13 protein-coding genes and 1 pseudogene are annotated in these 14321 nt (G+C 33.4%); 7 read left to right on the top strand and 7 right to left on the bottom strand.

Annotated features, from left to right (window positions below):
- On the bottom strand, window positions 1-883 hold an 883-nt coding region (locus QZ276_RS04240; RefSeq protein ID WP_292485594.1), incomplete at its 3' end, for a BCCT family transporter.
- A gap of 384 nt (window positions 884-1267) precedes the next feature.
- On the opposite strand from QZ276_RS04240, the gene QZ276_RS04245 reads away from it, so the two are divergent.
- Both QZ276_RS04245 and QZ276_RS04250 read left to right on the top strand, forming a co-directional pair.
- Window positions 1268-1483 (top strand): DUF5371 domain-containing protein, encoded by a 216-nt coding sequence (locus QZ276_RS04245; protein ID WP_292485596.1) that lies wholly within the window; start codon window positions 1268-1270, stop codon window positions 1481-1483.
- Window positions 1484-1506: 23 nt separating this feature from the next.
- Window positions 1507-1917, top strand: a complete 411-nt coding sequence (locus tag QZ276_RS04250; RefSeq protein ID WP_292485598.1) for a type IV pilin N-terminal domain-containing protein — start codon at window positions 1507-1509, stop codon at window positions 1915-1917.
- A gap of 417 nt (window positions 1918-2334) precedes the next feature.
- Here the strand turns inward: QZ276_RS04250 and QZ276_RS04255 are convergent, their stop codons facing one another.
- Together QZ276_RS04255 and QZ276_RS04260 are read right to left on the bottom strand one after the other, a co-directional pair.
- Window positions 2335-2709, bottom strand: coding sequence for a PH domain-containing protein (locus QZ276_RS04255; protein ID WP_292485599.1), 375 nt, complete (start codon window positions 2707-2709; stop codon window positions 2335-2337).
- 90 nt (window positions 2710-2799) lie between these two features.
- A complete protein-coding gene (locus QZ276_RS04260; RefSeq protein ID WP_292485600.1) occupies window positions 2800-3354 on the bottom strand; it encodes a thermonuclease family protein in 555 nt (184 codons plus the stop codon).
- 445 nt (window positions 3355-3799) lie between these two features.
- On the opposite strand from QZ276_RS04260, the gene QZ276_RS04265 reads away from it, so the two are divergent.
- Both QZ276_RS04265 and QZ276_RS04270 read left to right on the top strand, forming a co-directional pair.
- Complete coding sequence (locus QZ276_RS04265; RefSeq protein ID WP_292485602.1) at window positions 3800-4687, top strand: methanogen output domain 1-containing protein; 888 nt, start codon at window positions 3800-3802, stop codon at window positions 4685-4687.
- A gap of 2251 nt (window positions 4688-6938) precedes the next feature.
- Window positions 6939-9128: a PAS domain S-box protein gene (locus QZ276_RS04270; protein WP_292485604.1), complete on the top strand. Its 2190-nt coding sequence runs from the start codon at window positions 6939-6941 to the stop codon at window positions 9126-9128.
- 246 nt (window positions 9129-9374) lie between these two features.
- Here QZ276_RS04270 and QZ276_RS04275 read toward each other — a convergent pair whose 3' ends face one another.
- Together QZ276_RS04275 and QZ276_RS04280 are read right to left on the bottom strand one after the other, a co-directional pair.
- Window positions 9375-10082, bottom strand: coding sequence for a hypothetical protein (locus QZ276_RS04275; protein WP_292485606.1), 708 nt, complete (start codon window positions 10080-10082; stop codon window positions 9375-9377).
- 160 nt (window positions 10083-10242) lie between these two features.
- Window positions 10243-10371, bottom strand: a complete 129-nt coding sequence (locus QZ276_RS04280; protein WP_292485608.1) for an integrase — start codon at window positions 10369-10371, stop codon at window positions 10243-10245.
- 155 nt (window positions 10372-10526) lie between these two features.
- Between QZ276_RS04280 and QZ276_RS04285 the strand changes: the two genes are divergently transcribed.
- From QZ276_RS04285 to QZ276_RS04295, 3 genes are all read left to right on the top strand, one after another.
- A complete protein-coding gene (locus tag QZ276_RS04285; RefSeq protein WP_292485611.1) occupies window positions 10527-10778 on the top strand; it encodes a hypothetical protein in 252 nt (83 codons plus the stop codon).
- A 343-nt stretch (window positions 10779-11121) separates the two neighbouring features.
- Entirely contained in the window at window positions 11122-11697 is a 576-nt protein-coding gene (locus tag QZ276_RS04290) for a GxxExxY protein (RefSeq protein ID WP_292485613.1), read from the top strand.
- A gap of 50 nt (window positions 11698-11747) precedes the next feature.
- The gene (locus tag QZ276_RS04295; protein ID WP_292485615.1) at window positions 11748-12317 is read left to right on the top strand and encodes a glycerophosphodiester phosphodiesterase; all 570 of its coding nucleotides are present in this window, start codon (window positions 11748-11750) and stop codon (window positions 12315-12317) included.
- Here the strand turns inward: QZ276_RS04295 and QZ276_RS04300 are convergent.
- Together QZ276_RS04300 and QZ276_RS04305 are read right to left on the bottom strand one after the other, a co-directional pair.
- Window positions 12278-13609 carry a transposase gene (locus tag QZ276_RS04300; RefSeq protein ID WP_292485617.1) on the bottom strand — a complete coding sequence of 444 codons (1332 nt, stop codon included), beginning with the start codon at window positions 13607-13609 and terminating at the stop codon, window positions 12278-12280. The genes QZ276_RS04295 and QZ276_RS04300 overlap by 40 nt on opposite strands.
- Before the next feature lie 254 nt (window positions 13610-13863).
- Window positions 13864-14321, bottom strand: a pseudogene (locus QZ276_RS04305) (hypothetical protein); the annotation flags it as partial.

Consider the following 14321-nt stretch of genomic DNA (forward strand, 5'->3'; position numbering starts at 1 on the left):
GGCTGATAAGATTCTGCAGATAATCTCCTGTTCCTTGGACAAAAGAACTTAAAAGGAATATTGTAGGTCCTACGATTATTATAAACATCATCAATAAAAAACCAAAAGCCAAATTCATCTCACTGAGTATTCGTATTCCTTTTGTAAGCCCTGACACAACCGACATTGTAGCTGCCAGTGTGATTCCGATTATGAGTAAAATCTGGTTAAATGTAGATACAGGCAAAACGCCGAGATAATTAAGTCCTGAATTAATCTGCAAAACTCCCAAACCCAATGATGTAGCAACACCGAAAACAGTACCAAAAATCGCCATGACTTCTACAATGTTACCTATGAACCCGTATATCCTGTCGCCAATCATTGGATATAGGGTTGAGCGTATAGACAGCGGGAGGTCATGTCGGTATCCAAAGTATGCAAGTGAAAGTCCGATTATAATGTAGATTGCCCATGCATGAAGTCCCCAATGGAAAAATGTGAGGTTAATAGCCTGTTTGGCTGCTTCTATACTTTCTGGTGCTACCCCTCCCGGTGGATTGGAAAAATGCAAAACCGGTTCTGCGACACTGTAAAAAAGCAGCCCTATTCCCATGCCAGCACTGAAAAGCATGGCAAACCAGCTTGTGTTACTAAATACTGGTACGTCATCATCTTTACCGAGTTTTATATTACCGTAGGGACTGAGATAGAGCCAGATTATAAAAATGAGGAAAAACGCCACAGCAAGAATATAGAACCAGCCGAAGTAACTGATAATAGAAGTTTGCAATGTATTGAAAAATTGTTTCATGAATTCTGTAAATAAGGAACCCAATACTACAAACATGACAATTACAGTAGCCGAAACAAAAAAAACAAAGGGGTTGATTTTCATCTTCATCTCTATTAACCTCATATTAACTTTTTGTATTAAGACATATAACATAAGTTAAAACTGTTACCCATATAAAAGTATTATCGGTCTGTATGCACAATTTTTTAAACATTGTTTTATCAATGGATTTGATAAATCTTATCTTTCAAACCTGGGAAAAAGTTGTTGTCTAAAACATTTTGTTAATGGATAGTTTTCTGGACACCAATAATTATTTAAGATATACTGTGTTTAAAAAATAAATATATTAATAAACTACTGTTATACAACAGTTATAAATTTTATAAATATACAACAAAAAGTCTTTATATATAAAAATATAATCATTATTATGAGGAGATTAATATATTTCGTGTGTTTGCACTAATTAATTAATCGAGGTAAGTAGGAATGGTGAAAATTGTACACGCTCAAACTGTGCTCGCAGAAGAGGATTTGAACTCACTCAAGGAAAAATGCAACGTATCATCAACCAAAGATGCCCTGAGCATCGCAGTACAGCATTATCTTGAGTGCGAATACACGAATAAAGATGATGACATGTGGACGCATAAACTTGAAAAAGTTATGCAAAAAAAGAATCAAAGTACAAAAAACGAAGAGTAGATGGTTAATAGGAGGTAGAACATTTGAAAAACAAATTAAACAATTTAATACAAAATAATGAAGATGCGGTATCACCGGTCATCGGTGTAATCCTAATGGTAGCAATCACCGTCATCCTTGCAGCAGTAATAGGATCATTCGTATTTGGAATGGGTGCTCCCGAATCTGCGCCGCAGGCAAGTATTAAAGCAACAAATGTGACTGTTGGTGAAGGGTTTGACCTTGTTCACCAAGGCGGAGATCCTATAGATTTGCAGAACGATACAACGTTAACTGTAGGAGGTGATGAAGTAACTATAAGCGATGGTGGTGATTTCACAGCTGGTCAAGAAATATATATTAATGCGTCGTCTACAAGTTTTAAGGAAGGCGATACTGCTAGACTCATAGACAATTCTACTGACCAGATGATAGGTTCATTCAATCTAAGATAATTTAATCGCTAAACACCGGCGCGCTCTTTAACTCAAAGCGCCGCCCAACCTTTTTCTTTTTTTCCGCACCGATTACTAAAGAAACTTATTTTGCGTATATCATGAAAACTACTTAATTCATGTTTTAGATAGCATTAGATTTACTTTATTTTTTGAAAACACCTCGATTTAACACCACAACAACTGTTGATTGAACTGTGGTAATTTAATGTAGGATTTCATCATTTTTAAAGGCTGCTAATTCATCATTCTAATTTTCGTTTAAACAATTATGTATCAAAAAATATTGGCCTATGAGTACCATGTAGCCTTTAAAAGTTTTAATAAGCAGTTTAAAAAAAGATAGAATAGGTCATTGAGATATCTTATATGGCACATAGGCAAACATGATAAAATAATATATAGCTTTATCAGATGTCAAAGGACATGATTTGCCAGTACTTTTTGCAATTCGTAGATATCCACATTTCTATTGAACGTTTTATCTAAAGGATTTGGATCACTTCCAACCCATATTTTGAGTTCTGCATCTAAATCAAAATGACCTGCTGTTTCGATACTGTATTTTGTTATCTTGTTATAAGGAATAGAAAGATAACTTCTCTTTTTTCCAGTAGCACCTTGAATATCTACTACAATTAGTCTTTTGTTGGTGAATATAAAAGTATCTCGAAAAACAACAAACCCAATTTCTATTGATTCAGTATCTCCAAGAAGCTGTCCATAATCTGTGTTCAATTTTTCAGGTTCTACAACACCTGCATGACCAAATATGCCTGAAAGTCTTCCCATAATTTGTTACTCCTAAAATTTATAATCTACGAGAATTAAGACTTCAAGATACTTAAAGGTAACAAACGATAAGCATTAGTAAAAGCCAATTTAAGAACTATTGAGAACAGCCCACAATCCTTCTCTATTTTCTCTAGCTTCTTTTTCCAACTCTAAAAACTCATCCATGTATTCTATTTCAGCTTCATCATACACCCTAGCATATCCATTCTTGATTAACATCCTATTGTACATGGTCCCATTCTGTAAATACACATACGCCAGCAATCTCCCATAGTATCCATTTCTGTCTGAGATGTTATCATATTCTAGTCTTACATTCTTGTCCTTTAGAATATCAGATGTATAATCACTTGCTTTTTCGCCCCATTCATACAGATAACTGGCATTGTCTATACCTTCGAATTCTTCAGGTTCATTGTCAGTATGTGTTTCTGGTGTGTCTACACCAAGTAGCCTTACTCTTTCAGTAGTGCCATTTGAATAACGGATGTCTATAGTGTCGCCATCGACTACTTTGGTTACCGTGACCAAGTTTGTGTCATCTGATCCAGCATTATTGTTACCTGTGTCTATGCATCCTGATAGACTTGCCAGAAATAAGCAAATGGTTATAGCTATTAATTTTAGATGGTTTTCAGTCATACAATATGACATTTATCGGCTAATTACTTAAGAATATAAGACAATATAGAAAAGACACCTTCCATGGTAAGCGTTATCCCATATGTTCTATAATCCCATCTCATTTTTTGATCCAAACGGATTACTGCTGCCCCACTAAAGATTATCGTGAGTAGAAAAGCACTATTAGAGTATGAATAAAAGACATGCACCATTGTCTCTTCTAAAAAAGGTTCAATTACAAATATTGTTAATATACCAGTTATAGCTAGAAAGACCAATGAGTTAGGTCTTGAGACAAAGAACCATTCATAAATAAAAATCCTTTATTAATTTTAGATATCTCAAATCCGGCACTGTTCAGTTAAATCATATACTCCATATCAATAGGAAATACGCTTTATATGAACAGTAACAAATTTCTATAGTACCAAAGTTTTTATATGAACATTAATATATTTAAATTATGAAACAAAACATACCTAACATTTTAGTTGTAGATGATAATCCTGATACTATAACTTTTTTGAAAGAACATCTAGGTAATGATTATCATATTTTACCAGCTTATGATGGATCACATATAATTGACACTTTAAAAACTAATGATGTAGACGTTATCTTACTTGATGTTATGACACCTTATGTTGATGGTTTTCAGATATGTGGAGATATAAAAAATGATGAGAATCTGAATTATATCCCTGTTATTCTTGTAACTGCTTTATCGGATAGAGAGAATGTCATCAAAGGACTTAATGCAGGAGCAGATGATTTCATCTCAAAACCGGTTGACTACGAAGTACTTAAAGCAAGGATTAAATCATTAAACAGAGTTAAAAAATTACATGATGAATTAATAGATAAGTATGATGAATTGTACAAGAAAGAACAAATCAGAGACATATTTATAGAAATCATGCCCTTATTATTGAAAAGTCACTCTCCAGATAAAAAGAGAATTTTAATTCAACAAATGCTAGATAAAGTAGAAAAATTCTTTACAAACTGCTATAAAACATCTGGACAATTCTGTGATGATGGAGGTTTAGATTCTAAAAAAATAAACTCTGAAAATATAGAACAGGGTTGCTGTGAGATTATGGGTCATCTTGGTGGCTCTTTTGATACCTATAAATCCGATAAAACCGATGTTTTATTCTTGGTTAACGGAACTGTTTGTCCGTGGGGAGTTCACCAGGCTAAATTAAACCCTGTGTTATGTAATTTGACTAAAGGGATTATTGAAAGGTTTACAAAAAAAGCGTTTAATAGTAGTAAAGTTCAAACAATCAAAACTATGGGTAATGGTGACGATTGCTGCCAGTTTGAAATCATAGATGTGCAAAAATAACAAATGATTCAGCTCTGTAGATATCTTATTTTGACTCAAGAGGATTTCGATTTACTTCCGATATCAGGTATTCCTTTATAATGGATTTATTAATATATACTAATTATAAATGATTAATCGTATAGAACTCTTTGGCTTACTGGTTAAAAAATTTATTAAATATTCTTCTTCTTTACCTTTTGTTGAATGATTAGATGATAATCCTTCTATGTATCCTTTTTGATGATTAGTTATCATAATAAAACCACTTTTAGCTTCCATATTACCATTTAATCAGTATTTTATTAATAATTTTACATTTTTTGTGTTTCTTTTAATTCATTGTCACATTATATTGTCTACATTTATAGAATAATAGCACCCATTTCAATTGAAAAATTGAGCACTGATAATTCTTAAATCATACAGAAAACAAAATCAGGTTTAATACAAAATTAGACGTGAGAAAGCCCATATGAGCCTTGTGAGAGGTTTTAGAGAACTGTCAGAGTAATTAGCTAAAAGCTCTCAGACGGCTTATTCATCGAATATTTTAACAGTCTTATATCACCCCTGTGCATACCATCGGAGCTTGTTGATTTTAAACATGGTTCTTAGCAAGCTTCTTTTGGCCATTCATTTTAAAATAGAAACAACAGATAAAAACAAATAAATCTATATTATAAGAATTTTTTAGGACCAATTACCATTGCAGTAAGTATCAGTAACGTACCATATTCAAAAATAAGTCAAGGTTTTCATGTCGAACTTCGTGCAACGAGATATATAGAGTGCGATAACGGTCTTTTAACTTACGATTAGAGAAGTGCAAGAATTAAAAGATTCTCTTTTTGAACAAAAATTTTCACGTTAACGAAGTAGGGTGTATTTTAACGTGAAACAGGTATAGTTCCACATGAAAAAAGATATTTCAAAAACAAGAAAAGATCAGAGAGTTCCATAAGAAATGAATTTTCGTTACCTGAAACCCATTCAAGAATGAATGGATTTCAAATATTCAACTCAATTCGTGTTATGTTTATGTAACTCATATTTATATGTGTAGGTTACATTCCACGTGAAATGATGTATTTCAACTCTAAATCTATCCCAATCACGTTAATTAAAAGCCTACTATATTAACGTGAAAATTAACGTGGAGATGGACAGTTTGTTTAAATCTCATAAAGAACTCATTTTAAAATTCAAAATTTTTAGGCTTAATTTCGACATTTAGACATACTATAGGTTAATAGGTGGGAAACGGAAGAGCTGATAGAGATACGATAAAAAAAGATTATACGGTTCGCCAAGAATACCGCCCAATTCTATGGAAATCCCAAGTCTTTCTTAGTCTTTACTAAGTCTTTCTTAAGTGGGATACATCATTAGTAATAGTAATCAGAAATATTAGAAACCAAATTCTAATAAGCATTTAGATTACTTAAATGACTGTATCCCACTTAAGTAAGCACTAAGGTTAAGCCTTAGTAAGCACTTAGGTTGCTTTAGGATTGCCGACCGCAGCTGTTCCGTATAATTCGGAAGAATATACGCACAGCTAATCGGAAACCCTTGCCATAATAGCAAGTAGGCTTGGGATTGCGGACTTCTTGACGCCAAAGGACACAGCACAGAATGTGTGCCCTATTTTATATTACTATAATTCTATGGAAACCCCTAAACTAATTTTGAGAATAATATATATGTATAACATATAATAAGTAAATAGTAATATAAATCAGTCCTTATGGGTTTAAAATGATGCTATAATAACGAAAAATGTAACAGCCATCTGGATGTTAAAATCAGACCTTAATGGGTTTAAAATATCGGAGAGCGACTTATTGAATCAACTATCAAGTTTGCGTTAAATCAGACCTTGATGGGTTTAAAAATGGACTAACATCGATGATTTCACAGTTTTAGCCATCTTGTTTAAATCATTCCTTAATAGGTCAAAATATTGATAATTAGATTAAAATACCAGTAAAAAAATATTAAATATCTAATGGGGTTAGCTGACCGAGATTATTACAGAGAATATCATTCCAGTAAGGCAAGTACTAGTAAATTAAGACATAATGTGAAGTAGACATTTTCGAAGAATATCTATAGTAAGTTGGTTGAAGCTGATTCTGAAAGATGAGTATTATAACCATATCTTAAATACCAATTTCTGATTCTAAAAATCTATATTCTGAACCAAAATAAACATATACTCTGGATTAATAAATATTTATGATATATTAAATGCTTTCATGGTAATTTTTTGAGGGGTTTTAAAATCTACGAAAATATGTTAAATACTATCTATGAATCTATTAGCGATGGGGTTTGTGTTAATGAAATTATCTATAATGATAACGGTCACCCAGTAGATTACAAGATACTCGATACAAATCCCTCTTACGAGTCTATTACAGGATATAAAAAAGAAAATATTGCAGGTAAAAGAGCCTCTGTAGTATATGGTGTAAAAAGTCCACCACACCTTTATACATATGCTAAAGTAGCTGAAAATGGTGACAAAGCTAATTTTGAAATATATTTACCACAACAAGGAAGACATTATAAAGTTTCAGTAACATCTCCTGAGAAAGGAAAATTCATCACTATTTTGACGGATATCACAGGTCAGAGCGAAATAGACGATGAAATAAATACAGTTTATGAAAATGTGCCTGTAGTTCTCATGCTGGTTGATTCTAAAAGAAGAGTTCTGAAACTAAATAAAAATGCTGAGATATTTGCCGGTAAATCCTCTGATGAGTTACTGGGTATGAGAGGTGGCGAGGTATTGGGGTGCCTGCATTCACTGGATGACCCCGATGGTTGTGGTTTCGGACCGCATTGTAAATATTGTAAAGCAAGAAACTCTGTACTGGACACTTTTGAAACTGAAAACAATCATTATAACGTGGAAGTCAGTCTGCCCTTTATGGTAGAAGGTCGTGAAAAACATTTAACATCTCTACTTTCAACTTCACTTATCAATACAGGAGATAAGCCTAAAGTCCTTGTAAGTATACAGGACATCACTGAAAAGAAGGAACTGGAAAATGAGGTTCATGAAAAAAACGATTTTTTTAAAGATATAACAGAGAACATGTGGGATATGGTCAGTCTTACAGATAAAGAAGGTAATTTTGTATATGCCTCACCATCACATGAACTCCATATTGGATACAGTTTAAAGGGATTAGCTATTAATGATATATTTGAATTCATCCACCCTGACGACCTAGATTATATTAAAAATCTATATGCTGAATTTTTACAGACATTAGAACCTGGAAGGTCAGAGTGTAGGTTCCTCCATTCAAACGGTCATTATGTCTGGTTGGAGACAAATGTCAATGTAGTATATGACGACTATGGAAACATCAAATATTTAGTCTTTATCAGCCGTGATATCACTGACCGCAAAGAAACCGAAGAGGAATTAAAATATAAAGAACAAATCTTAGAACTATCATCAGAAAGTGCTTCTTTAGTAATTTGGGATTGTGATAGAAAAAAGGGAGAGTTGTATTTCAGTAAACAGTTTTGTAAACTTTTAGGTTGTGGTGATAAAGAATTGGTACTTGATGTACAGACATGGTGGAACCTTATACATCCAGATGATGTAGCCCATGTTTCAAAAGCTTTGAATGATTATTACGCTGGTAACGTCCCATTTTTCGAAAGTGAATACCGTTTTAAGGATAACTCTGGAAAGTGGTTATGGTTACTTGACAAAGGAAAAATAACTAAAAAAGATTATTTTGGAAATCCTGAGAGACTGACAGGAATCATTTTAGATATCACAGATAAAGTTGAAAGAGAAGAAAAACTCCGGGAATATGCAAACAGATTACAAGAATCAAAAATAACACGTGAAAAAGAACTTCATCACAGAATCAAGAATAACCTACAGGTGATATCCAGTTTGCTTAGCCTTCAAGCTGAAAAATTTAAAGATGATACAGTACAAGAAGCTTTTATAGACACACAAAACCGTGTAGAATCAATGTCTCTTGTCCACAACAAATTGTATCAAACGGAAAATTTAGAGAATGTGAATAATAAGGATTACATAGAAGACCTTGTAGGTCATCTGACAAACCTATACGGTGGTTCCAACATTGACATAAATATCGATATACGAAATATATATCTTGGAATCGATACCATCATACCATTAGGAATGCTCATTAATGAAATTGTTTCTAATTCTTTAAAATATGCATTTTCTAAAGATGAAACAGGTGAAATCTATATAAAGCTCTATCAAGGTTATAATGGAAGCTATATTCTGGTTATCTCAGACAACGGTTGCAGGTTACCAAATGATGTAAATGTCAAAGAACCTGATACGCTCGGTCTTCAACTTATAAACAGTCTCATAGCCCAGATCAATGGTGATTTTGAATTGGATACTAGTAAAGGGACTAAATTTGTTATCGAATTCAGTGGTTAATTATTTTTAATAATGTTGATGAAGATTATCAGTAGTTGGGCAGTGATTCAAAGTCAATTTGGATTCCTAAAACTGTGGTTTATTTAGAATATTGAAGTTAACATTGAGTATCTAGAAATATAGAGTTTGACATTAATTTAAGTTTAGAAATTAACAACTGCATCATTTGGTCTTAAATTTTAAGATATCTTGTAAAAAAAGAAAAATGATAATCTCGATTTGAGATTGTACATATAATTTATCTATTTATTTATATAAACCAAGACCTGGTCCTGAGGGACTTACATAAGTCGCACCATAACCACTTTCTACTGTTTGAACTTTAACGAATTGTCCCCAGATAACAGGTCCTATCTCTGAACCATCAGCAGTATACCAGTTACCATCATCAGTAGTAGCATCTTTAGGAACTGCAACTATTTTTGTGAAATATGTCCACTTATCTTTACCGTCTCCACCTTTCATTTGATTAGTTAGCCAAGCACCAGAACCTATATAGCTGTCATGTCCGTAGTGCCTATCAAGAAGTCCATCGCCATCACAGTCTTTATTTGATATCCAAGGGTCGTTCCATTTCATCTTGAGTTCAATATTTCTGTTGGACCAATACCACTTACCATCCATCATAGTTTCGGCATCTGTTTCGTTATCAGCGTATCCTTCCTCTACAAGTCTTTGATAATATGCTTCGTCGTCACCATTGTATGGTGGATATCCATTACCTCCTAAGTAGACATTAGCATATGACCCTTTGAACATATGGGCTTGATAATTGTATCCAAATATGTCGTATCCAACATGGACGGTATCTAAGTAATGGTTATCGCTGTAGTTAATTTCTCCACTTTGAATTGTAGTACAGTCTTTCTGGTTGTTGCTTTGTGCAAGTGCGATTCCTGTGCTCATTAACATAACGAGAACAGTAACTATTAATAGTGTTAGTTTTCTTTTCAATTCTTTACCCCCAATTAATAGGTACAAAATTTCTATAACTAAAGCTATATATAGATTTTTATTTTAAATAAAAAAGATTGCAAGTCCGCTATATTTCTTTTTAGTCTACTGTTAGTACACATAAATTATTTTAGTAGCAATTACAATATATATTAAATTATTAAAACAAAAACCTATGAACAATCCTGTGATACTCAGCCTTTGCCTGTTTGACATTATTAAGATAATGAGCACTTCCTACAGTAGTTGCGGCACGTCCTTGGATAGAATTCTGCAATGCTTTCTTCAATCATTGCATTGAGGTGCCACTTGCGGATTGTTTTGGCTCCTACCTATATGATTCCTTAAGTAGCATACAGAATTTATCAATCAAATACATATGAAGTCATAAAACTTGAGCATCAGGGCGGAGAAGGTATTGAACTGTCAGATACAAGTACCACAATGAGTGTTGCTGGAGAACCTGTAGAATATAAATTCACAGATAGTCAAAGATTCGAAACTGGTAATGTATATTACATCGGATACAATTCTTCTGGAGATGGAAACTTTACACTAGCACAAACAATCAGCGATGATTATGAAGACATAAGTAATCACGTATCTGGCGGAGATACACCAACCAGTATGAAAATCATCGACCAAGCAAGTCAACAGCTTATCGCTGATATGAGCATCAGGCTCAGCAATAAATAATCGCCAAACACCGGCGCGCTAATCAAAGCGCTGCCCACCCTTTTTCCTTTTTTTCCGCACCGATTACTAAAGAAGCTTATTTTGCGTATATCATGAAAACTACTTAATTCATGTTTTAGATAGCATTAGATTTACTTTATTTTTTGAAAAAGAGCATTTAAATATCCCTACAATTAATGCAAAACACTCTTTTCTGCAACGTATCAATTTTTAATTAATTTATTGTTTTGATATGACAAGTTTTTTAATCCATGTTTATTATGTTTCTTGATGTTGTATTGTGAAATAATAACACAGCATCAACGTTTTATAAAAGAATTAACCAGCAAGATACTATTAAACCATGTCTGAATTTATTATTTTTAATGGAACATCCGAAACACTCACCAGACTGATATTTTATGTTCTCGGTTTAATATTACTTCTAAGTTTCTTGGTGGTAGTTAAAAACAAATTATCCCAGATGAAAACCGACAGGGTTTTTAACAAAGTATCTGAATTTCTGGAAAATGAGACCTCTTTCAGATACGGAAAACACAAAACTGAAAAAGATTACCAGCAAAACCTTGAGGGGAAACTTGAAGTTTTAACTGAAAGGCACGGTTATAATATCAAATATGAAGCAGTGCCCAAAAACAGCAAATATAGGGTGGATTTTGTTGTTGAGAACCTTGTTGGAATTGAGATGAAGTTCTATCAGGGTGGCCATAAAATAGAAGAACAGTTGTACAAACAGATTGTAAATTATTCAAAATATTATCCCAAAATGATTGGACTGGTATTAAACAGCACCAATAAAAATGACAAGGATTTGAAAAAAGAAATCGAGGAGATAATGGACAATCAGGATGTTATCGGTAAAAAAGATTATCGAATCATCGTTAAAAGTATAGGTAAAAGTAGCCAGAAGAAAGATTAAACGCTACTTTAGAAGTGAATTTATATAACTTCATAACTATAAGATAATTTATGGACGTTGAAGGGCTTTTAAAAAATACATGGTATGTATTCAGAGACAATTTTGTTGCATTTGTAGTTGGCTCTATCGTAGCAGTCATAGGTTCTATATTAATTGTAACCATTGCGCCTCTGTTTTATGGTCTAACCTACATGGCATTGAAAGGTGTTAAAGGTGAAAAAGTAGAAATCAATGACGTTTTTGAGGGATTTCACCATTTTGCCAAAAGCTGGATTTTTGCGATAATTGCAGGTGTACTAATATTCATTGGATATATGGCTTTTGTAATCCCTGGTGTGATTTTGTCGATTTTACTGGTCTATGCTCTTCCGCTTCTGGTTATTAAAGACTATAATAGTATTGATGCCATTAGGGAAAGCATCTCTTTTAGCCGGGAAAATCTTGCAGACACTCTGGTAATATTTGTCGTCGGTACGTTTATTAACTTTGTTGGTGGAGCAATTACATTCGGATTTATATTCTCACTTCCATTTGCCACAATATTGTACACAAAAGCGGCAAACAGTATTGTAAAAGAACGTCAGCTACCAACGACTAAAGTCGTTGGCTTGTCAGGTTGAGCTGACAATTTAATTCGAGAGAAGTTTGGCCGACTTTCAGGTTCGAAAGCCGCCCTTATTCTCTCTGGTCTGCTGACGATACCTCTATCGGTTATCCTGTTTATACAAGAATCACCGACTACTTTTCTTAATATATTTAATGCTCCGTTGACATCGGCGTTGATCAATTGACCTGTGGAAGACTTAAAAAGTCCTCTCTTGATTCTTCTACCCATATATTTTTCATGTTTTCTGATGGGTTCCAGAGCCAGTGCATCGGTTTTACTGGTATAGGATTCTTCTATTTCTCGATATTGTATTCCATAGAGTTCACATTTAGACTGTAGTTTACTTTTGAATAGGAAATACGGTATACTCTGGAAATTCTGGTTATTCTTTTTACCGATATTCTGTTCCTGTTTTATTTCTTTCAGTTCACCAATAACAACATTGCCGATGTCTTTATCAATACATGTTTTGATTATGTAGTCAACCGACCTGTTCAGGAACTCGTCCACTTTGTTATCTCGCTTATTAGTAAGCCTACTTAATCTGTTAGTGAACTTGTGTTCCATACCCTGTTTATCTTTTACACCCTGCAACCTTGCTTTTTCTTTGTTGTAGAACTGGTTGATAGATTTGATGTGTTTGCCATCAATTATTTCAGCTGTACCTGTAGATGTTTCCACACAGGTTGCAAAGTTATCCAGACCTAAATCGATTGATAGATATTGATTTTTATCCAGATTCATGTCTTCTGGTTTCTTATCATAAACATACTGAATCTGGTAGAACTTGCCGTCATGTTTTGGTACGATCCGGACTTCTGTTAGCTCATCGGATCTGATGTGGTCAGGTAGTTTGAATGTTAATTCATCACCATTTAGTCCATACTGCTTTTTGAATTCCCTGCTCATGCCAAGCTTAAAGTATCTACCGTTGATATTTATTCTCTGAGCAGGGTAAATCAACACGAACCGACCGTTCTTATCCAGATAATTCGGAATATTTACAGGCTGGTCATAGTCTCCATTTTTCTTTTTCTTAAGCAGTTTGAGGAAACTCTTAAAGCTCCTATCTACGACTTTGAGAATCTGTTGTGAATTATCACTATACAACAGGCTGTAGTTATCATTATCCTTGCAATAATGGTAATTGCTGTTGTATGGTAAGAACTTGTTATTATAGAAATAATATTGTCGAACGTTATATACTCCAACATTGTACAGGTTCTTGGATAGTTTACTTAAAGTGTCAACTATCCGGTACTGCTGCTTGTTCATCCGCAGATAGTTCTTGGTGGTGAACTTCATTGTATTGTATATATAACATATTTTGGATATAAAAAATTTTTTTCTGACGACCAGTGGGGTCTAAATTCCTCACTCTTTAAACGAAGTTTAAAGATATCATTTAAACAACTTAAATCTCTGATTTAAGTTTAACTCTAAATTTTTAATTTAGAGTTTTTGATTTAAGGAGAACAGTTAAAACCGTTGGTTTCCTTTAACCCCTACACCCCTTTCTCATGAAACATATCCAGAAACAGAAGTTGTCGGCGGATAATTTAATAAACATCCGCCATTAACTCATTTTTGGTCACATGAAGATAGGTGATAGACCCTGGCATACTGTCATAGTTTAATGTATAAATAGAATCTGAATAATCAATTTTAGCTTCATCTTTATTCTTATTATCTTGTATTTCTTCGATATGAAAAGTTACTGTACCATTTCTAGTTAAAAGTTTCAAATAATGTTGCGTAACATTATTAAGCGATACTTTATCCCCATCATTAATAGTCATATTGGGAGGAATACTTATAGAACTTGTTTCATTCCATGAATAATCAGGATTAGATCCATCAGAACTCTTTGATTTGCTTGGGTCATATTTCATAGTGAAACTATCATTTAAAAGATTATAAACTGCTTCCTCACTTTTTGAAAAACTACTTTCATCACTTATCCAGTATTCTTTGTGGTCATCTGGTTTTAAACTCTCATCTTCATAAATGACATCAA

The sequence above is a fragment of the Methanohalobium sp. genome, from assembly GCF_018609725.1.
Taxonomy (GTDB): Archaea; Halobacteriota; Methanosarcinia; order Methanosarcinales; family Methanosarcinaceae; genus Methanohalobium.

Bases quoted from the DNA above. Each gene is read 5' to 3' on its own strand.
- QZ276_RS04265 (WP_292485602.1), top strand. From the start codon at position 3,800: ATGAAACAAAACATACCTAACATTTTAGTTGTAGATGATAATCCTGAT.
- QZ276_RS04255 (WP_292485599.1), bottom strand. From the start codon at position 2,709: ATGGGAAGACTTTCAGGCATATTTGGTCATGCAGGTGTTGTAGAACCT.
- QZ276_RS04300 (WP_292485617.1), bottom strand. From the start codon at position 13,609: ATGAAGTTCACCACCAAGAACTATCTGCGGATGAACAAGCAGCAGTAC.
- QZ276_RS04245 (WP_292485596.1), top strand. From the start codon at position 1,268: ATGGTGAAAATTGTACACGCTCAAACTGTGCTCGCAGAAGAGGATTTG.
- QZ276_RS04260 (WP_292485600.1), bottom strand. From the start codon at position 3,354: ATGACTGAAAACCATCTAAAATTAATAGCTATAACCATTTGCTTATTT.
- QZ276_RS04295 (WP_292485615.1), top strand. From the start codon at position 11,748: ATGGACGTTGAAGGGCTTTTAAAAAATACATGGTATGTATTCAGAGAC.
- QZ276_RS04285 (WP_292485611.1), top strand. From the start codon at position 10,527: ATGAGTGTTGCTGGAGAACCTGTAGAATATAAATTCACAGATAGTCAA.
- QZ276_RS04290 (WP_292485613.1), top strand. From the start codon at position 11,122: ATGTCTGAATTTATTATTTTTAATGGAACATCCGAAACACTCACCAGA.